This is a genomic window from Bacteriovorax sp. Seq25_V, from assembly GCF_000447795.1.
Classification (GTDB): Bacteria; Bdellovibrionota; Bacteriovoracia; order Bacteriovoracales; family Bacteriovoracaceae; genus Halobacteriovorax_A.
Genome location: NZ_AUNI01000015.1, coordinates 267,466 through 289,887, shown reverse-complemented (window position 1 = coordinate 289,887; position 22,422 = coordinate 267,466). Strand labels below are relative to the sequence as shown.

General features: G+C 36.6%; 8 protein-coding genes. 2 read left to right on the top strand and 6 right to left on the bottom strand.

The window, feature by feature from the left end; translation table 11 throughout:
- Positions 1-4 precede the first annotated feature (4 nt).
- The 5 genes from M900_RS09045 to M900_RS09025 form a co-directional block, all read right to left on the bottom strand.
- Positions 5-415: a response regulator gene (locus M900_RS09045; protein ID WP_021274786.1), complete on the bottom strand. Its 411-nt coding sequence runs from the start codon at positions 413-415 to the stop codon at positions 5-7.
- The gene (locus M900_RS09040; protein ID WP_021274404.1) at positions 402-1,130 is read right to left on the bottom strand and encodes a LysM peptidoglycan-binding domain-containing protein; all 729 of its coding nucleotides are present in this window, start codon (positions 1,128-1,130) and stop codon (positions 402-404) included. Before M900_RS09040 ends, M900_RS09045 begins: the two co-directional genes overlap by 14 nt.
- 108 nt (positions 1,131-1,238) lie before the next feature.
- Entirely contained in the window at positions 1,239-2,294 is a 1,056-nt protein-coding gene (locus M900_RS09035) for a hypothetical protein (RefSeq protein WP_021274448.1), read from the bottom strand.
- The gene (locus M900_RS09030; RefSeq protein WP_021274444.1) at positions 2,295-3,557 is read right to left on the bottom strand and encodes a hypothetical protein; all 1,263 of its coding nucleotides are present in this window, start codon (positions 3,555-3,557) and stop codon (positions 2,295-2,297) included.
- A 79-nt stretch (positions 3,558-3,636) separates the two neighbouring features.
- Positions 3,637-4,899, bottom strand: coding sequence for a hypothetical protein (locus tag M900_RS09025; protein WP_021274740.1), 1,263 nt, complete (start codon positions 4,897-4,899; stop codon positions 3,637-3,639).
- 83 nt (positions 4,900-4,982) lie between these two features.
- Here M900_RS09025 and M900_RS09020 point away from each other — a divergent pair, with 83 nt between their 5' ends.
- Positions 4,983-7,412: an ATP-binding protein gene (locus M900_RS09020; RefSeq protein ID WP_021274762.1), complete on the top strand. Its 2,430-nt coding sequence runs from the start codon at positions 4,983-4,985 to the stop codon at positions 7,410-7,412.
- On the opposite strand, the gene M900_RS09015 is transcribed toward M900_RS09020, so the two are convergent.
- Entirely contained in the window at positions 7,404-7,814 is a 411-nt protein-coding gene (locus tag M900_RS09015; RefSeq protein WP_021274612.1) for a response regulator, read from the bottom strand. The genes M900_RS09020 and M900_RS09015 overlap by 9 nt on opposite strands.
- A gap of 248 nt (positions 7,815-8,062) precedes the next feature.
- On the opposite strand from M900_RS09015, the gene M900_RS09010 reads away from it, so the two are divergent.
- Positions 8,063-22,420, top strand: a complete 14,358-nt coding sequence (locus tag M900_RS09010; protein WP_198295987.1) for a LamG-like jellyroll fold domain-containing protein — start codon at positions 8,063-8,065, stop codon at positions 22,418-22,420.
- Positions 22,421-22,422 lie beyond the last annotated feature (2 nt).

Below are 22,422 nucleotides of genomic sequence, written 5' to 3'. Positions count from 1 at the left end.
TAGGTTATTCGTAAAAGCTTGAATAGGTAGAAGAGAATTTTTCTTCTAACTCTTCAAGCTCCCACGGTTTTGTAATAAATTCATTTGCCCCATTACTAATAGCATCGAGCATATTTGAAACTTCATTCAGTGTTGTACACATTATAAATGGTACTTTATCTAGTTTTGATATACTTCTTACTTTTTTCAAAAAATCAAAACCTGTTCCATCCGGAAGATTCCAATCAGAAATAATAAAGTCTATTTTCTCTGATTCAATCTTTGCAATTGCAGTAGCGACATCTTCAGCTTCAACAATCGTTGCTTCAACTCCAAGTGATACTAAATCACTTTTCATCTTAACTCTTAAATCTTCTAAATCTTCAAGATGTAGAATTTTGAATTCAGATGTTATTGGAACTTTAAATTTTTTCATTATCCTTACCTTTTGATGCTAAGTCTCTCATCTTGTTTTGTTTTATTTCTTCTACAGGAAGATAGTAAAGAGTAAATCCAGCATAAATAATATTTGGATCTTTAATAAGGTAAGTATTATTTTCCCAAATATCTCTCCAGTACCTTGTCGTTCCATCATAAACATTTTGTGAAACTCTCATAAGTGAATCACCATCTTGGATAAGATACGGGTTCCCTTGTGGTTGCCAAATATTTCCTTCAAAATCTACGACCTTAACTTTTAGCTTATCTCCTGGATAGATTTTTGTTCCTCCATTTAAATTTTCACTATTCCATCCTGCGATATCTTTCCACATCATTACATCGCGATATAATCTGAACGCAAGGATCATTAGTGTATCACCTTTTTGAACAACGTAATCTTCGTAACGATCATTACTAATTACATTATCTATTTCTTCTTTCACTTCTTCGTTATGAGCAATCATTGGTGCAGGATTATCCATAATTGTATTTGCTTGAACTGGTTCCTCAGCAATGACATTTTCAACATCCTCAACTTGTGAAGAAAAAATTTCAACGACTCCATCCTCTTTAGTTTCTACGATTTGTAGTGAATCCCCATCAACAGAATCACCTAATTCTGCAATAGTCTTTTGCTGCTGATTTCCATTGAATGAACAAGATGCCGTGAGAAGGGCAAGAATAATTAACGAATTTTTCTTTAGTTTCATAAATATCCCCAAGAATTATTAGATGAACAAGTATTGTACTATTCTTCTCGGGTAATCCATGAAATTTCTTTAACATTATATAATTTTAGATACTTAGTTAATTAATAATCAGAAGAGTAAATATCCAAAACCTACCCCTAGCCTCAAAGTTGTGATATCTGATGGCCCAGACATCCAGTGATACTTAAAGAGAGTATGTGCAAAAAACTTATCATTCACTCTTCTAAATAGATAAAATAATATTTTATTACCTGTAAAAGGTGTATCTCCTGTTGCTCCAGAAAAGCCAGGAGTACGACTAGAGGCAATTGATTGTGATAAACTTAGTTTCGCAAAAAAATCCCATTTGTAAATTTTTACTTTCTTTGCAGCTCCGACCGTAAGATAGAAGACAGAGTTCTCATCAAAGTAAATTTTCTTTTCTGCTTGAATTCCTTCTAAACTGAAAGTCGTAAACTTCTCGTAATCAATACCTGCATAACCACTAAAATTCTTAGTTGTAAAACGGTACTCTCCATAAATATTTCCACCGATTTCAGTTGGTACTCGAATATTATCTGCGCCCAAATTACTTGCAGCAGCAAGTAGATATGAAAAATATAAACTTGAAGCAATCGAAAAATTAGAATTTTCTGGGTAGTAAGAAGTTGAAAGCCCTAGAGATAGCGGTGAGTTCTGCAAAAAAGTAATATTAGCAAGCTTAGGATTATCTTGAGTAAACTTTCCATATGAGGCCATATAAAAAAGAGACCCTCTCCATCCAGATGTCTTTGGAGCAGCGGCACGCTTCTTCATTAATGCTTCTTTTAATCTCTTAGATAATTCTGCAACCTTTTCGTTATACTTTGTGACCTTATCAAGATCGATATACTCAACATCAAGATAAATAAGAAGTTTCTTTTTAGGTGGTAAATTATCCCATGTTTTAATTGTTGGATTGGAAAGAATAGTCTTTTCAACCATTCCCTCACTTTTAGAAATAATAGAATCATCTCTTACAAAGCGCTTATATATAGATGCTAAGTTTTCACCTTTTCTTGTAATATAAGCAAGTTTAATATACTTAACATCTTTTCTATTTTGAATAATATCTCTAAAATCAAGTGACTCTGCATATGCAAAGCTTCCGCTTAAAAGAGATAGAAGTATAAATAATACTTTCATCTAAAACTCCGTCAAAGGTGAGATTGGAAAAATAATCTCACCAATCTTTGAAAAGGATGACTGACGATTCCAACTATCAAAGTATTTATAACGGTAGAAGTACTTCCCATGTCTGGAACTTTGCCAACATACTCCTGTATTATCTAACCAACGATTGAATACCATCTTCGTTCTATTTGCATCTTCATATACTTCTATGAAGTACTTCGTACTATTAGGAATTTTTGGAAGATCAAATGAATAACAACCTCCAAAATCTTTCTTGTATTTCATTATAATTGGAGCTGGAACAGGAAGCTCTTTTAAAAGCTCTGGTGGAGCTATCTTGGATTTTTTTGAAGGTAGCACAGAAGAAATTGATCCACGAACTCTCCAAGTAAGATTATTTACACTTGGGACCTTTATACTTGTGCTAGTACCTTTTACTGCTTTAGTAATGATTGGTGTCTTAGAATTATTTTCGAAAACTTCAACAATATTTTCATCAACTGGCGAGTTCCACTTCAACGGAACTTCAAACGCACCGTCCGTCTTCTTAATCATACTTGGATTTACTTTGACGCTTGAAATACGAGGAGCAACACTCACCTTTGAACTACCTATTCTCTGCCCCTGCTTTCCTGCTTGATAAAAATTTAATTGATAGTCACCACTATCTAAATTTTGGAATTTAATATCAGGACTTTTTAAAACTCCAGACTTCACAATACTTCTGTTTGCAGCAAGAAGCTCGTAGCGAACTTCTCCTTTTGCCTGAGACTCAACTTCAATTTTCTTTATATAGTTATCACGTACGTCAATCTCATCAATATTATTTTTAATACTAACAGGACTATCGAGAGCAATATTAAATTGTTTTCCAGTTGTAGTTGCGAGTGGGACATATTTCGCAGGTGCACTTGCAATAGAGCCTTGAGCCCCTACTGAATTCTTCGCTACAAAGGCTGCTGCGACGGCTAGAATACTCGGAGATATTTCTTTTCCATAATCTTTATCAATCGCTACGACCTTTCCATTTTCATAACGTTGATCAAATTTTTTATTCCCCTGAAAAAGAGTTACCGACGTGATCTCACCTTTTGAGTCATATCTCGCAATTAACTCTTCTATTTTTCGACCACGACTATCATAGGTCTTAGCTTTTCTTAGAGCAGGAATCTTTTTATCAATATTTGATCTTTCATAGAGTTCAACTTCTTCTTTCCCCTGTCCCGAGAGGAATCGGGTTCTAGCGATCTGTTGCTTATCACCATCTTTAATCATTCCCTCTTTAACACCTATAATTTTTAATTTCCTTTTTGAATCAAAGAAATCAAAAGTGAGATCTGATGTGTTGATCTTTTTATTTCAAGAATTCTTTTTGTAGAGAAACTCCATCAGAAGTAGTAAGCATCATCACATTATGACCACTTGAGCGCTTCACATCAGATTTTTTATCAAGTTTAGTCACAATATTACTAAGTACACTATCCGCGACGAAGAGCTTTGGCCCTTCAGTTAGTTTTAATGATTCAGAAATAATAGGTTCGTGCTTAGCTCCAACTTTTTTAACAGGAACAACACTTATATTATGAGCACCTGACTCCTGAGGATAGAAGGCCAACTGATTACCTGTAGTAATTTTTCTAAATAAGTCTCCGCTTGGTGAGTTAATTGTAACCTCAACAGTATGAGAGTTAGGATTACTCCATTTAAAGTCAATCTTCTCACCCTGTAATAGTTGTTGTGAAGATTCTTTCAGGTCAATTTGTATTGGCTTATACTCCTTGACTTGAACTCGATCAAGAATTTGACTATTTGCGACTTTGACAAAGTAATTTCCCGGACCGATATCATCCATCTCAATTTTATCGGACTTCACGACTTTCGTAGCTATTGGCCTGTCTCCAAGAGATTGATAAATCTCAACAGTCTGACCATCAAATTTATCCGACACAAGAGAGAGATCATTATCGATAAGAGGATCAATGCTTTTTGCCTTCAAAATATTATTCATTCTGATTTTTTCAAGATTTGATGAAGAAACCTTTACGATATCATTTGCCTGAACAGTAATATTATCCTTTTCCTGAGTATTTAAGACAAGATCAGCTTTCCCCTGCTTAACATCAAGAAGTGTATTACTATCAACCCTTTTGAGATTAACCACAGATTTCTTTGCGACTTTGATTGACTTGGACACTCCAGTATTTGATTGTATCTTAAACTGTATATCTTTTTCACCTGAAGCAATCGAAATTTCACCTCGATCAAGATTAAGAACGATGTCGTCTTGGTTTTCTGTAATAACAACGAGAGATTCTTTAGGTACGTTAACAATAGCTTTTGATTTTAAAAGTTCAATATTAATTTGCTGATCTTGATTCGCAAAAATCTTATCGCCATTCCAGATTTTTGATTCATTCTGTAGAGGTAACCAGAAAAGATTGCCTACTCTCTTTTGATTTCCCTTACCTTCAATCAATCTTCCCACAATTTTACCGCTAGCACTTGTTAGTGTGTTGTTAAAGTCAGTTTGATAGTAATAGGAACCCACTGTAATGAGTGAAACACCGATTAGCATTATCGTAGCATCAAAATGTGATAAATTAAGCCTCTTGAACATTTCCACAATTTCAATATGATATAAGTAATAACAAAATTTATTTTAACGCATGTGTCGATACAAGTAACTAGGAAATTAAAGTCATGTCACAAAGAGTTCCTTTTAGTATTAAAACAAAACTAATTTTAGCAATCACTGCCGTAGTTGCATTAACAACAGCATTCAATCTTTACTACACATATAAAACATTCAAGGCAGATAAAGAGTCTTATATTTTTGAATCTGCTCAACGCACGAGTTCATTGGCATTAGAAAAAATTTCTTTATTCTTAAACCCTATCGTCGAAGGACTTCAGAAAAAAAACATTTCACAACTCAATGAGAATGAAAATATCAAATCCATTTTCGAATTTTCAGAGGAGAAACTTAAAACGTTAAGTAATACTAGTAATTACAAATACGAAACAAAGGCCCTTTCAAATCAAATGCAGTTCCTATTGAAAGGAAAAGAAGATGGCATCTATTTCGACAAGTTCAACACTGACTTCATAGTTGGTATCAAGAAAGATAACTTCTCTCGTTTTGCAATCATTAACCTTGATGATATTACAAGAAATTTTTCAGTTGATAATATATTTCAGTACAAAATAACAATCGCAAAATTCATACTACTAGACTCTAATGAAATTAGTACAACAGGTTTTGATTTAACAACGAATCAAGCAAAATTTATAGGTGAATATCTTGCAGCAAATTCTTTTAATCCTAAGTTTAAAATAAGTGTTTTAAGTTTCATCAGTAAAGAGAAGAGTTTTTCTGTAATTCGTCAAATTATTTTTAAGAACATACTTTTTGCAGTTATTATTCTTGGATTTTGCCTAATTTTGGCTGTATTTTTTGCTAATACACTTACAAATCCAATTATTCAAATCATTAATAAAACTAAGCAGATTGCGGCAGGTAATTACAACGGTGATCTACAAGTTAAAACCAATGATGAGCTAAAATCTCTTGGAATTAGTATCAACTCAATGTCTCAAAAGATCAGAGATTTATTACAAGATAAAGAACAAATGATTTTAGCGCTAGAAAAGGCTAATATCCAATTAGAAGACTATAACAAAAACCTAGAAAACAAAGTTAATGAAAGGACAAAAGAACTAAGAGAAGCAAATGAATTCATTAATACTGTAGTCAACTCACTCAATCAGGGGATTTTTGTTTTCAACAAAGAAAACAAAATTGAGGAGATGAGTAATAAGGCTTGCACTGAAATCTTCAACACCGAAGCAAAACATCAAAATGTACCTACTCTCTTAAAGCTTAATACGACGGAAACGACGAACTTTACAAAGTGGTCAGAAATTCTCTTTCAAAACAAATTACCTTTCAATAGCGCTAAAGCACTAGGTCCTAAAAACTTTAAGGAACATGAACCTGGACACCCAGAGTTCAAGTATGTTGAGTTGGAGTATATTCCAATGAATAATCAAGAAGGACAACTAAACAACGTACTTGTTGTAGCTACAGATAAAACCAATGAGATAAATGCTCAAGAAGCTTTCAAAGAAAAAGATCTTTATGTTTCAATGCTAATTAAAATTGTAAAAAACAAACAAGCTTTCCTAGATCTTTATGAAGAAGCTCTATCAATGCTTGAAGATCTTCGCTACTCGCTTGGTCATAATAACTTAGAAAACAAGGCCATGATTGTATTTCATACTTTAAACGGTGGATTCGCTTCTTACAGTGCTCAAGAGCTAGTAAATGCCGCAAGAGAGACTGAAACAAAAATAAAAAGCTTTGAGCATGAAAAAGAAAACTTCAATCTTTTTGTTGAAAATGAGATTTCATCTTACCTTGAACTAATGACAAAGTTTAAAGAAGATCTCCTATCAAAAATTAGCTCAGGTAAAGATGTGGTTGAAGTAAGCAAGGAAGACTTACATGACCTAGAACATGAGCTTCATAAGATTTCAACTCCTGCACTTGAAGCATTTGATAAATACATCAAAAAGAAAAAGATATCGAGTCTTTTTGAAAGCTATGCTTCTCTCGTTGAAAATCTTTCTCTAAAACTTAATAAACCAATGGCTCCATTGCAAATAGATGATAATGGAATCCGCATAACTCCTGAGACATATAAAGATTTCTTCTCTAGTCTTGTTCACTTATTTAGAAACTGTATGGATCATGGAATCGAAGATGCAGATCAAAGAGCTGCTCATGGCAAAAGCACAGAGGGTTTAATAAAGGTTTCGGCTAACGTAGATGATTCAAAAATTCAATTAAAAATTCAAGACGATGGTGCAGGTATTAATATCTCAAAGCTTCGTGAGAAACTTATTCAAGTAAACGGAGAGCAAGAGGTCGCAGCAATGAGTGATGAAGAAATCTCAATGGCAATTTTTTTACCTAACATGTCCACACGTGATACTGTCACAGAAATCTCAGGACGTGGAATTGGAATGAGTGCGGTGAAAGAATCGGTAGAAAGAATTGGTGGACAGTTAACACTATCCACACAAGCAAACAAAGGGACAGAGTTTAAGTTCGAACTTCCCCTACTTTAAAAACTTTCCTATTTCATTTAACTTTGCTTTTAGAGTCTCTGTTGTAAAAGGTTTTAAGATGTAATTCACGGCTCCGGCTTGAATTGCATCCATAACCGTTGCAGCTTCATTCTCAGTGCTAATCATAACGACAGGTATATCTTTGAATCGGTCATCGGCCTTGAGTTTTTTAAGAAGTTCTATCCCATTACATTCAGGCATATTAATATCCGACAATATTAGTCGATAAGGTTCCTTCTCGTTATATGCATCTTCAATTTTTAAAAGGGCTTTGACTCCATCTTGTGCCGAACTGACTTTCGTGAACCCTACTCCTCTCAATAGTGTTACGATTGATTCCCTGAGTGTGGCCATATCATCAACAACAAGAACCTTAATCTCATCGAGAAGCTTATTTGCCATTATTCCTCCAAATATTAGTTATTTAAAACCGTAAACGCCATTTTAAATTGTCATTTATATAATTCAAGTATCGTAATCACTTTCTATTTACATTAGGAATTTTTTTCCAAGCCTCTAATAATACATATTAAGTCAATAAATTTTACTAAACTCCGATAAAGAATTAAAGACTTATAGGACAATGAAGAGAAATCCTCTTAATTTTTGTTGAACGTCGGATGGTAATTAAGTTGTTAAAAAATGTTTTAGTGTACATTTTAATTGTACTGTTTATCTCTAGTTGTAGTGATACTTCTAGCTTAACAGGTAAAATTGAGATTTCTAATATCGTCAATCCAGACAGTACTGCGCCCTCAATCTCATTTATCTCAACACCAACAAGTATCACAGGGAATAACGATTACAACCTTACCTATTCTATTACAGATAACACAGGTGGTTCAGGCGTTAAAACTTCAACTCTATCGTATTCACCAGACGGTATATCATTCAAGACTTTAAGAAACATTGGAAGTGGTACTCAAACAATTAAATTCTGTGTCCCTAATAAGAATCATCCTCTACCTACATTTAAAATTGATGCTGTCGATGGTAATAATAACACGGCTTCCGCAACTCTTGGGGACACCGGAGCAAACTTTAATATTACGATCGACCCAGAGCCGATTCTTCCAAATATTTCATCTTCTAATGGAACTCTTACTAATAGTAATTCAACTAAAATTTTCGTTGATGCTTGTCTTCAGAGTAAGTGTAGTGCCGACGCTATCTATTATGAGCCACCAAGCAATAATCTTTCAATCTCTCTTGGAAGTACTCAACCTGCTGCTGGAGACTCATCATGGGTAACATGTCAGGATGTTATTGATAATGGTATCGATTCACCAACATTTTTAACAGATAACGATTACGAGCTAAAAGTATGGGTTAAGTCAGAGGATACTGATTATGACAGTACACCCATCACTCACATCTCAAGCTCTAGTGAGGATATCACTGTTACATATGACACAAGTGCTCCTGATGAGTCATCAATTGTAATCGAAGGAACGACGCTTACAGGTAAATCACAAGGAACTTACCGTTTTACAGATTGCACAGATATTGCAAGCGTAATGATTAATAAAGCTGGCGCCCCACCTCTCGCAACAGACAGTGGATGGCAAGCATGTAGTAGCTCAGCCTTCTCTCTAAAATATACTGACTTCATAGAAGGTAGTAATAGTTTAAAATTTTGGATTAAAGATTCAGCTGAAAACGTAAACTCAGCTTTTGTACCATTTACAACTACCTATGATCCACCAAACATCACAGTTGTAGGAGGTCCAACAATCTCTACTTCGACAGCAAATATGACAATTGAGTTCTGTGATGAAGCTTCTATTACACAAGTATTTTTCAACGAAACAGGAACTCTACCGTCAGCGTCAGCTAGTGGATGGCAAACATGTAATACAGCATCTGGACACTTCAACTATGGTCCACTAAGTCCAGGTTCGACAACCCTGAAAGCATACTTTAAGTACGCAGACGGCTTAATTTCTCCAAACCCGAAAGATGTTCCAGTCTACTTTAGTCCGACTGTTTCATGGGTTGAAACACCTGTAACAAGAAGACCACAAGCAAGCTTTAAACTGGCATCATGTGAAGGTGTAACTTCAGTTTTTGTTAAAACTCCAGGGCCCGCACCACTTGCAACAGACAGTGGTTGGCAAACATGTTCTACAGTATCAGGTGCTATTACTTATGATGGTCTTTCTACCGGAACTCAAACACTAAACTTTTGGTTTAAAGACGCTCTTGATAATGTTTATGGTGAGTATGCAACAAGTTCTGTAACTTTCACTCCTCCACAAACAAGTGTGAAGGATGCTCCAAGTATTTCAACACCAAAAGCTTACTTAACTGTTAATACTTGTACAGATATCCAACAAGTTCTTATCACCATGGATGATGCGACAACTCCAACAGGAGCAGAAGGTGGTTGGGTTAGCTGTAATACAGCAAGTAACGCTCTTCAATCTCCAAATTTTGGAACTGATGGATCACACACTCTTAGAGTGTGGTACAAGTTTACTGACAATTATGTAATGCCTATTAACAATCAGCATATTGTTAACTATACAACTCCTGATACAACACCTCCTCCACTCACAACTGGAGATGGGGCAACAAGTGACATCCTTGCAACTCTAGACAATGGTGATGGAGGTTCTCCACCAACCCTACTTGCAAATGACTCGAGAGCTGATTTTACAATCAACTCATGTTCACCAACAGGAAGTTCCGAAGATGATATCACTGGTGTTTATGTAGGTACATCTGCGACACCTCCAGCAAATGGTGATTCAGGTTGGCAAACATGTACAACATCTGCATCAGCAATTCAATCTGGAACACTTCCTGATGGAACGAATACTCTATATGTATGGTTTAAAGATGATGCTGGAAATGTTAACTCATCACCAATTACACAGACAGTAATTGTAGATACATCTGGTGATGCTGCTCCTCCACCAAGACCGCTTGTAACCGTTGAGAATGCTCCGACGCTTACAACAGCGCCAGCGCAAATGACAGTATCAACTTGTACTGACATCGATCAAGTGTTTGTTAATAACAATGCCGATCCGCAGCCATCATCAGGAGATACTGCTTGGCAAAATTGTGATACAGCAACAGGAGCAATTACTTACCCAATAGATATCGCTGGGGACTATACACTCCAAGTTTGGTTTAAGGATACCGCAGGTAACATTAACCCAATACCAAGAAATGTTTCATTTATCTTTGATCCAGTACCAAGTACACTCCCAGAGCCAATTGCATACTGGTCATTTGATAATAATCACTACTTTCACAACAAGCTAATTGATATCAAAGGCACTTCCGATCTTAAGATTGCATCTTCTACGACTCTAAGTAAAATTACTGGAAAAATAAAAGAAGCCGTAGATTTGGATGGTGCTAATTACTTTGTAACAGAAAACTCGGTAGCTATTAAGCCAACTGTTGCTGTAACCCTATCAATGTGGGCATATCTTACAAGTGGCGATGGTTCAACTCAACACATTGCTGGAAATATTTCGAGTGGTGGTGGGTACGGTTTTAGACAGGAGTCAAACGAACTTAGATTCTATACCAATAGTACATTTGCAAAAATTTCAACGGCTGACTATACGACAGGCTGGCACTACATCACTGGTACATCTGATGGTCAATTAGTTAAAATCTTCATTGACGGTGTTCTGAAAGACACAGTAGATCTTGGAAGCCCACAGAATATTACTTATGGTTGTGCAAAAATCTTTGCCATTGGTGCCTCTGTTGCAACATGTACAGACAATGTAGATGTATCAAATAAGTTCTCTGGCTCACTAGATGAATTAGTTCTTTGGGATAAGAGCTTAACTGATACTGAAGCTTACAACCTCTTTGTTGATAGTCAGAATAAATTTAAAGTAAATTATTCGTCAACAGTACCAGCTGATATTACTTCAGCAACATTCTTTGGTGCGTTTGAACAAAATGCACTACTTTCGATTTCAAACTGCGTTGATGGGAAATTCATCTACCTTAATGAAACAACTCACCCACCAACCGCGAATGATGCAAACTGGACTCCGTGTACATCTATTTTAGGTGCTTTTTCAGAGACAAGCCTTCCACAAGGTGCTCATGAACTAAAAGTGTGGACAAAGGATGAGTACGATAATATTTCTGCGGGTTATCAAAAGATTGATACTACAATCATTAGTGTCATTGATGTTCCAAAGCCTCTAATACACTTTAACTTCGACAATACACATTCTTCGACCTCTCAGACTTCCGATATGTACTCACAACTGATTGGTATAAATAATGGCGCTACTTATAATACTCCGGCCATTCAAAATGAGGGATACAAGTTCACCAAATCTGAAGGTGACTATATTGAGACAAAATATGCTTCAACTTCAATGATTGAAACAAACCTAACTTTCTCTGTTTGGGCAAAATTAACAAACAACGACAATAGAAATCAAGTTATCGCTGGTAACAGAGTCACAAACTCTGGATACTCAATTGAAATTGATGGACCTAACGCTGAATTAAAATTCATCGTGGAGTCAATTGCAGGAAAAAGAGAACTTGCAGTTACAACAACCAGCTTTAATACAGACTTCCATAATCTTGTTGGTACATACGACGGTCAAGTAGCAAAATTCTTCATTGATGGAAAACTTGTAGCCTCTAATGACTTTGGTAGCTCATCAAATATCAACTACTCTTGCCTCCCATCATTTGTTATTGGAGCAGGTGCAACTTGTAATGAAGGTGCAGCAGCTGGGTCGCACTTTGATAATATTGTTGATGAAGTAATCTTATGGAATTCAGTTATCAGTGAAGCCGACGTTAAAAATATTTTCAACGGGCAAGATACAGTACCACCCGATCCAGTTGATGTAACTCCACGTAATAATGAGTACACTGTTGGAATTCCTTTAGTTCGTGTAAACATTGAAAACTGTGATGATATCGCAAGTGTCTACGTTACAACAGACATATCAACACCAACATCAGATGCAGCGAATTGGCAAGCATGTTCAACAACCGGAGATAAGATTTACTCTAACCTACTCGCAAATGGTGTTAACACTGTTAAGACATGGTTTAAAGATGCTGCAGGGAACGTCAGTTTAACATCAACAGATATGTCAATTACATTTAACTACGACTTTACAATTCCTGAGCCTTCGTCATATTGGACACTTGATAATGTAAACGTTCTCGGCGCAACAGCTATTGATGTAACAGCAGGAAAAGATGGTATCATTTCGAATGCTAACTCTACATCAGGAGCGTCTTTCGAAGCTCTATCATTTAACGGAACAGATTCTAATATTCTAGTTAACTACGATGCTTCCCATCAACCAACATCTAAAGTAAGTTTGAGTGCTTGGATCAATGTTGCGAGCTGGCCAACAGCTGACCAATATATTGCAGGTAATCTCAATGATGGTGGTTACGCACTTGTTCTTGGCAATGGAACTGTAGAGTTCAGAGTCAAAGCAAATGGCTCAATACAAACTGTTTCAACTCCTTCTGGAACGTTGTCAACAGCGACAAACTACATGATCACAGGTGTTTTCAATGAAGGATACTTACGCTTATTCATCAATGATGTTGAAATCGCTAATAACGACATGGGTGCTACCTACAATATTGATTATACATATGCCAACGCTTTTGTAATTGGTGCATCAGCAGGCACGGCAAATGATATCAATGCAAATTACTTCTCTGGAACAATCGATGAAGTCTCATTTTTCAGTGATGCTATCACAGACACTGTTGTAACAGAAATGTATGCTAGAGGTTCGGTTGCAGACAAAATTTTCTATGATGTAACACCACCTGCGATACCAACTACTTTAAACCTTATTTACTATAATGCCCTAGTATCTAGAGCGAACCTGACTTCAACAGATTGTACAGGTATCGACTACCTAATCGTTACGGCATCGAAATTTCCACCAGACAAAAATGATGAAGACTGGCAAACTTGTAATACATTAACTGGTGGTATTTTATCTAAGGAGCTTAATTCTTCAGACTCATACGGAAAGGTTTGGACGAAGGATAAATTTGGTAATATCTCGACGACATTCCAATACACTCCTATCACAACAAATTACGACCTTCCTATTGCGAGACCTATTGTACACTGGACATTTGATAGTGCTCATAACAACTCGACAACAAGAAGACTAACTGATCGAATTTCAGGTGCAATACTATCGAGTGAAAAAGGTATCTGGGAAGATGTTGATCCAGACCCAGGCAATACTGTTTACAACTTTGTCCACTACGCTAATTCAGACGACATGCTTTATAATCAAGCAGGTGTTCTTAATGAAGCAATCAAGCAACCATCAACAAACTTCACACGTTGTGACAACTGCGAACATCTAAGAATTAAAGACAAAGTTTCAGTGTCAGCATGGGTATATATTCCAGCAAACCATAGTAGCTCAGAAGATGTTATTCTTGGAAATTATAATGGGTCATCGGGATATGGTATAAGATTTCAAAATGATGCACCAATTGGACCTCGAGTAGAGTTTGTATTACGTCTCGACAATGGACAAACATTAAAGCCATACTTAGAGACTTCAAGTCTTTCGTCTGCATGGCACTTATTAACTGGTGTTTACGATGGTCAGACTGCATCTCTCTATGTTGACGGTATATTCATTAAGAGCTTCTCTGCAGCCACAGCAAGTGCAATAACTCATAATACCAATATTAAATTTGCAGTTGGAAACGGACCAACAGGAGCCACTCTTCCACTAGACTGGAATGCATCTTCATACCCAATTGTAAGATCGACATATTCAAGTGGAGAAATCGATGAAGTTCTTGTATGGGATAAACCTCTTACTGGCTTAATGGTTTCATCGCTATACCATAATGGGGCTGATATTATTTACAGCGCAGATACAACTCCACCAGCAAACCCTACTCTGCGCAGAGAAAACCAAAGAGAAACAATATACGATAATAAATTATATTTAACAGTAAACTCGTGTACAGATATTTCAGGGGTCCTTGTAAACGAAGGAACTCAACCCGACAAACAAGATGACAGATGGCAGATTTGTAGAACAAGACCAGGCTCTTTTAACAGAAGCTTAACTGAAGGTGGTCACACAGTTACACTTTGGTTTAAAGATCTTGCAGGTAACGTAACACCAATATCGTCTGACTCAGTAGCCTACTACAATAACCTGACACTTCCACAAGCAAATGCCTACTGGCCAATGGATCAAGTAACATATGTAGGAAGGGAATTTAGAGATGTAATCAGTGAAAATTTTGAACATGATATGTTTGCCTATAATTTTGAATCATCACTTAATACTGTCTCAGGGTTTGAAGCAGGAAAGAAGAATGAATCAGCAAATATTGGAGGTCGATCTTACCTAACTGGTGATACTTCAATCTTAACCCGTCCGGTAAACGAGCTATCACTCAGTGGTTGGTTTTACACAACAAATGGAGACAATGCTGAAAGAACTTTAATAGAGTCAGCATATTATGATAGAGATACAAGTAATCCTACTGATGGTTATCGCCTCTATTTAAATGCTGGAAATATCTACTTCAAACTTGGGCTTACAATTGCGGGCGAGAGAACCATTTCAGCACCAATGGCTCTTGTCCCAACGGGATGGAACCATTTCACAGCAGTGTTTAACAATAACCAAATGTTCTTATATGTAAACTCATCTCAAGTAGCGACAACAACGCTTGCTGAAAATGATTTTATCAAGTGGACTTATACACCACGACTAAACATCGGTTCAAATGTTGAAACTTCAACAACTAGACCAGGAACATTTTTCAGTGAAAAAATTGATGAAATAGCATTATGGGGACAGGCCCTTACTCAATCTGAAATCAATGATATCTACAACAGAGGAAACACAGGACAGTATCTATTTGATGTAAGAAAAACTGCAACAAATGTGAATAATGCCTATGTTTATCATTATGATAATTTTGAATCACGTACAAAGGTTACAATTCTTAATTGTACATCTACACCATTTATATACATTGGAGATCCATCTGTTACTTCACCAGATCCAAAATCAAATGATTGGAGAGAGTGTAATACAACTCCTGGGGCAATTATTTCTGCCAAACTTCCAATGGGAACACAATACGTGAGAATATGGTCAAAAAATCATTATGGTGATGTTTCCAGTGGTTTTGCAATACTTGAGATTCCAGCGATTGATGATGATGATGATCTTACTATACCTCTCACCTACTGGTCACTAGACCAAGACCAAAGATTAACTGATAGATACTACGATTCAATCGTACACAACAATGCAATTCTATCAAACACAACTAATTACTCAGTTATAAAAGATGCTATCAACAATGGTATATCAACAACAACAAGTAATCATTTAACCTCTAGTAAATATCATGTTAATGATGAAGCTCTTGGTATTACTGTCATGTTCAATGCGACTTTAACTAATGGAGATACTTCTTCAAGAGGTTTTTATCAACACGGGTCAACGAGAATTTATCAGTACGACGGAACCTTAAGATTTTCGGTACAAAGAACGTATGATACTAATTATACGGGTTACGTTAATTCAAATCCTACAATTTATTTACCAACATCAGAAATCACATCAGGACTTCATCACATTACAGCTCAATATGACGGTAAGAATTTATCTCTTTGGATTGATGGTATCAAACGTAGAGCTATTAATGCTGCAGAAGATAATTTTTCTACAGATATTTTCAAGACATTAGAAAGTGGGACAGGGCCAACATATATAAACAGAGACACTCTTGGACCATTCTACAGTAATGGACTCGTAGACGAAGTAATGATATTCGATGAAAACCTTACAGAAACAGAAATTGTAAGCTATTATGATCGATTAAAATCTAAACTCTATGCGGGTGATACAACTCCTCCGGCAACAGTTCCTACAATCAGTCTCGATTTAAAAAATTGGACAGGCACAAAATGGGAAACTGGAACTTCTAGTGAGAATTATTTAACTCTCAATGATTGTACTGATATTGCTGCAGTTTATATTACTGTTAATGACATCACTGTGCCGCTCGAAGATTCTAATGGTTGGCAATTCTGTTCAACTGCTGATGGCTCAATAGAAATACCAGCGCTTGCAAATGGAGATAATACAGTCAGACTATGGTTTAAAGACAGTGCTGGCAATGTAACTAGTACAAGCCAAGATGTTATTGTTAACTTCACTGCACAGCCAACACCAACCCCAACAGCTTATTGGAGTTTTGACGCTAACACTATTTATTCGCAAAAGGCTTATGAGTCAGCAAATAGAGTCGATGCCGAACTACACTATTATTCTGCAATAGCAGGTCAAGTTAATGAAGGACTGGATTTTAACAATGCAAGAACACATGTAAAAATCCCATCAAACACAGCCTTCAAGCCAACAGATGAATTATCAATTTCTTTTTGGGCAGATATTAATGATGATGCCGGTGATTATTCTTCAGCGGATACCACGGGAACTATTTTATCTACGATGAATAATGATGGTGATGGGTACTATCTTTGGTCTCTAAATCAATCAAGATGGCCTGGAGCAGGAATAAATTCACTAAAAACTATTCACTTTTACATCTCTCTTAATGGAGTAAAATATCGCTCAGTTATCCCAAAAGACTATATTGGATACAATAGAGCACACATCGTTCTAACTTTTGATGGAAGAAGGGTTAAGTGGTACGTAAACGGCATGCTTAAACACGTAGATGATTTCTTAACCAGACGTACTATCAGCTATGATGGTGGCTCAAATACTCCATTATACTTAGGAACAGGTGTAAACCCAGCAACAAATGGACCTAATTCTGATTTATATGAGGGAACACTTGATGAACTAGCAATTTTTAATAAGTCCCTAACATCAACTCAGATAATGGAACTATATACGAAAGGAAATACTGCTCAACGTATTTATGATCCAGCGAGAACAATAACAACTCCACTTAACACAAAAGCATCAATTTATGATAGCTCATCTAACTTCTTCTACGGAGATAGGATTAGAGTAACAATGAATGATTGTACTGATGCTGATCTTGTATTAGTAAACGACAGTACAACTGCGCCAAGTGCAACAGATGAAAATTGGCAACCATGTACAACAGCCACAGGAGCAATTCTTTCTTCTCCATTAACAACTGGAACACCAATTACTCCACGCTTATGGCTAAAGTCATTTAACGGTATTGTTCATAACACTAGTGCGACATTAAATGGAGAAGTCGTTAACCTTAATGCAACTGTAACAATCCCTAGACCGACAACAATTCTATCTCTAGACTCTGTTGCTTCTGGTCATACAAGTGCAACGGAGTTTTATGACTCAACAAACAAAACTTCCGTTTCTGTTAATGGTGTTATTCCTTCAGGAAATGAGCCAACCGCAACAACAGATACAGCAGCAGTAGTTGCAGCAGGAAGAGATTTCAATGGAGTCAATCAGTATATGACATTTGCTCCTACAGGTGCAAACACGTATGAGACAGACCTTACGATCTCAACTTGGGCTTACCTTGTAAAAGGTGACACACGAAACATGACGATTATCTCCAACAAGCAAAATGGAGCAACTAACGCTGGTGGAACCGCTATTAGAATTAAAAATAATAAATTGCAATTTGTTATGTCAGTTAACACATCAAGTGCAATTGGTTTATCTGCTGCCGAATATTCAGTATCAATTGACAATTATTCTTATACAACAGGATTTCACCATATCACTGGTACTTTTGATGGAAAGATTTTAAAAATTTACCTTGATGGTGTTTATATCAATAAATACAACATTCCATTTTACCAAGCATCTCGCTACTACTCTTATAGTAACTATGTAACTCCATGGTATATTGGAGCTGAAGCTGATGACAACGCTCCTGAAGCAGGCTCATTTTTCTCTGGAATAATTGACGAAGTTACTATGTGGCCGACTGTTCTTACAGAACCACAAATTGTAGCGCTATACAACTATGGAGCTCAGTATGACATCGCAAATACTGCTGATGGGTATGCGCCTAACGATCCAGGTATAAAAATCAAAGATAATAAAACAATTATCTCATCACCTTTTGCAACATTTACGATGCCAAGCTGTACTTATAATCAAACTTCACCTGTAGTCAAAGACATTCCAATCAATTCAATTTATATTAAAGTTGATGATGCAACACCTCCAGATAATTTCACAACAGGATGGCAGTATTGTACGAAGGAAGCTGACGCAATCATTAGTTCTCTGATTTCTGAAGGTAACTCTACTATCTATATCTATTTTCGAGATGAGGAGGGAGACATTTCCTCTGTTCCAATAACATTTGATGTAACGTATCTTCCACCAGAAATGGAGAATCCAAGGGCCTACTATGCGTTCGAAGGTAATCTTAATGATTCTGCGAATAATCTTCACATAAGGGCTGCTACATTTTCTAATCCAGGGGGGAAAGTAGGAAATGCATACAACTTATACGGTATAAGTGGTGGAACAACTGATCGAACTTATCTTGATGACTTAAATCTTGATAAAAACTTTGCAATCTCGGTATGGTACTACCCTTATGATAATGACACTAAAATATTTGAAATACCAAATCAAATCACTATTGCTAAAACAGCAAGTGAAACCATTAGCGCGACAGTAAAAGGTTCTTGGTGGAGTACTGTAACTGTTGAAACAACTGAAATTGTTACTCCAACGGCATGGAACCATATTGGGGTAATAAGAGAAGATGGATCAATTAAAGTTCTACTCAATGGAAAAATTGTAGCATCATCGAGTATAAATGATCAGAGTCTTCAAAAACCAATAGGAAACTTTAAACTTCTTGAATCATCATCTAAGTATCTTATTATTGACGAGCTCGCAATCTACAATAAAGATGTAACTATCGAACAAATGCAGTATCTATACTATCGCGGAATGAAGGGTCAGCCTGTTCCAACAAAAGCTGAAAACTACCTAGCTGCGACAAAACCTAATCACTACTATAATTTTGACGATGCCAATATTGTGACTACGACATTAGCAGACCTTGGAAAAGATGCTACGGCACCACTAACAATTAACAATGCTGTTATTACGGGATCTGTCGATGCTAAAGTCAATCAGTCATTCTTTATTAAAAGATATGAAGATACTCTTGAAGGAAGTGATGGCGGGGGTTCAATCAATAGTGTTGGAGCTGCACAATACTTAGAATCAAGTGCAACTATTGATATTCCTAATGACTTTACAATTTCAACATGGGTAAAATTAACAAAAACGACATACCCACTATCTGATCCGAAGCAAGAAACATATACGATACTATCTCAATGGGGCGATGATCCAACAGAGCAAAGCTATAGACTGTATGTTGATAGGACAAATAATGCTGGAACTGTTGTATTCCAATATCGTCTGGCAAACAACAACTTATTTCAGGTAACATCTGCTCTTGATAAAATTTTTGCAACTGACTCTAATTGGTACCATATTACAGTAAGACGACTTGGAAACCATATGGCGATGTTTATTAATGGTAAGCAATCCGGCTTTGTTTGGAATATGGCCAACTCACCTCTTCGAACGGTTACAACGAAGTTTAGAATTGGAGATATCACAAGTGCAACTATTGATGAAAATAGATTTGAAGGTTTTATAGATGAAACTGCAATTTGGACAAGTAAGGCACTTGACCATGATCAAATCTATGATGTTTATCAACGTGGTTTAAATAGTAATGCTATTTCAACAATGCCATTTCTCGCTGTCTCAGAACCTGGATCAACTATTGATTTAACTATTGTAAATATGAAAATTAACGAATGTGACGGATACGAATCAGTCTGGATTGCAAAATCTACTGATGCAACACCAGGAGCTTCAGACACAGGCTCTGGCTCACAGCTCGGCTGGCAGACATGTTCAACTGCAGTAGATGCATTCAAAACTCCTCTACTCGTTGATGGTAATAATGACTTTATTATTTACTTCAAAAAAGCTGGTGTGGTTTCGACATATACTCAGTCTGTTACAATCATTAAAAATGTTTCTGATACAACACCTCCAGCGCTTCCAACTGCGACTCTAGCAAGCAGCACTCCTACCGACTCAGCTATTGCGAAGTTTACAATTGGTAGCTGTGCGGATATTGCAGGTGTTTATGTTGGTACAACTGGAGCAAGTGAACCGGTATCAGGACTTTCTGGTTGGCAAGGTTGTTCAACAATTGCAGGAGCAATCACTTATCCAAAACTTGTGTACGGTGTAAATAACATAAGTCTCTGGTTTAAAGATGCGGCAGGAAATGTTCAGCCACTGACTCGAGACTTTAGTATTACATACAATACACAAACGATACCAGTGGCAAGCTTATATTTACCGTTTGATAAAGAGCTCTCTGGAGCGGCAGGTTCTTTTGACCTTATTAATTCTGATTTCTTTGCAGGAAAAAACAATGCGAGCTTATCAGCGAATACAGATGGTATTATCAAAGGATCGTTAGCAAATATTGGTACAGGTTACTTAGAGAGATCATCTGGAGCTATCTCTCTTTCAAACGAACTGTCGTTTAGTTCATGGGTCAAAATTGCGAAACCGTCTACACGCTCTGTTATCTATAGTAGATGGGATGAGAATACAGCAAACAACCAATTCTCTATCGAGGTTGACTCAGAAGGAAGGCTTTGTCTGGCATTCCAAACAGTTAATTCAGCAGGTGGAAGTTCATGGAATACATCAAGTTATGCTCGTAAGTGTTCATACAACAAGGTTAACTTTAGTCAGTGGTCACATATTGCACTGACACGAAAGAATGCTAATTTGTATTTTTACATTGATGGTATTCAAGAGCAATCAGATGCAATAGATACAGGAAATTTCCTATCTGTATCACCTCCTGTTGCACGAGTTGGGGCACAAGAGCGCAATGGTGCTTACTATACTGTTGGGTCTTTAGATGAAATGGCAATTTGGACGACCGAATTAACGCAATTCCAAATTGAAGCAATTTATTCGAAAGGAAAGAATGCAACACCACTTAATCAATACATTCAGCCACAAGTACCTGCTGTTCCAAGCTATTACTGGACTTTTGATGATGCGGATTACACTGGTGGAACATATGTACTCGCTGATCGCATGGGTGCAATGAACTTAACTAATATCCAATCGGCTTCATTAACATACGCACAAGATGGTATAAATGGTGTTTTGAATGAATCATTTAGTTTCCTAAATGAAGAACACCTTCTTGGAGGACCGACAGTATCTCTAGGTACAGAATTTGCTATTTCAACTTGGGTATACTTAGAAGATGATTCAGATGATGATGGATACATCATCAGTAAGTGGTCTACAGGACAAGAAGAATTCAGACTTTACACAAGTGCAGGTATTGTGAAATTTGATTTCCAAACAGCTGGCCTAACTAATAGTATTGAAGCTCCAAAAGCTTTAAACTACGATGCTTGGAATAATATTATCGTCGCAAGAAAAGATGGTGTCATTAAACTTTATATTAATGGGGCATATGAAGCTGTTAACAGTACAGTTTCCGTCAATCCTGTTCTTGATACACCAAACAACCTCTATATTGGTTGGGATGGTTCAGGAACAGATAACTACTTCACAGGGTTAATTGATGAAACAGTTATCTACCATCAGTCTCTAGATATGAGACAAGTTGATTATGTCTACAAAGAAGGAAAAGCGGCAAGGTCACTTCCTACAACTATTAAAGTAAGTGCAGCCCATGCTTCTAACACGGTTTCAGGTACTGATGTTGATTTAACAATTGGAGATTGTCTATCATTCACAGATGTTAAGATCCAGCTTTCAGGAACTCCTGCACCAGGTTCAGGAGATGCAGGATGGCTAGCTTGTAGCGAGGTTGTAGGAGCAATTAACTTTACAGGGCTTCCTGCCTCATCGACAACGACACTCGATATTTGGTTTAAAAATGGAACAACAGTTGAAGGTGCAGCGACAACAACAATTGATATCACTACACCATAGTT

What these genes read in the sequence shown, in the direction of transcription:
- M900_RS09045 (WP_021274786.1), bottom strand. Translation starts at nt 415, where the DNA reads ATGAAAAAATTTAAAGTTCCAATAACATCTGAATTCAAAATTCTACAT.
- M900_RS09040 (WP_021274404.1), bottom strand. Translation starts at nt 1,130, where the DNA reads ATGAAACTAAAGAAAAATTCGTTAATTATTCTTGCCCTTCTCACGGCA.
- M900_RS09035 (WP_021274448.1), bottom strand. Translation starts at nt 2,294, where the DNA reads ATGAAAGTATTATTTATACTTCTATCTCTTTTAAGCGGAAGCTTTGCA.
- M900_RS09030 (WP_021274444.1), bottom strand. Translation starts at nt 3,557, where the DNA reads ATGATTAAAGATGGTGATAAGCAACAGATCGCTAGAACCCGATTCCTC.
- M900_RS09025 (WP_021274740.1), bottom strand. Translation starts at nt 4,899, where the DNA reads ATGTTCAAGAGGCTTAATTTATCACATTTTGATGCTACGATAATGCTA.
- M900_RS09020 (WP_021274762.1), top strand. Translation starts at nt 4,983, where the DNA reads ATGTCACAAAGAGTTCCTTTTAGTATTAAAACAAAACTAATTTTAGCA.
- M900_RS09015 (WP_021274612.1), bottom strand. Translation starts at nt 7,814, where the DNA reads ATGGCAAATAAGCTTCTCGATGAGATTAAGGTTCTTGTTGTTGATGAT.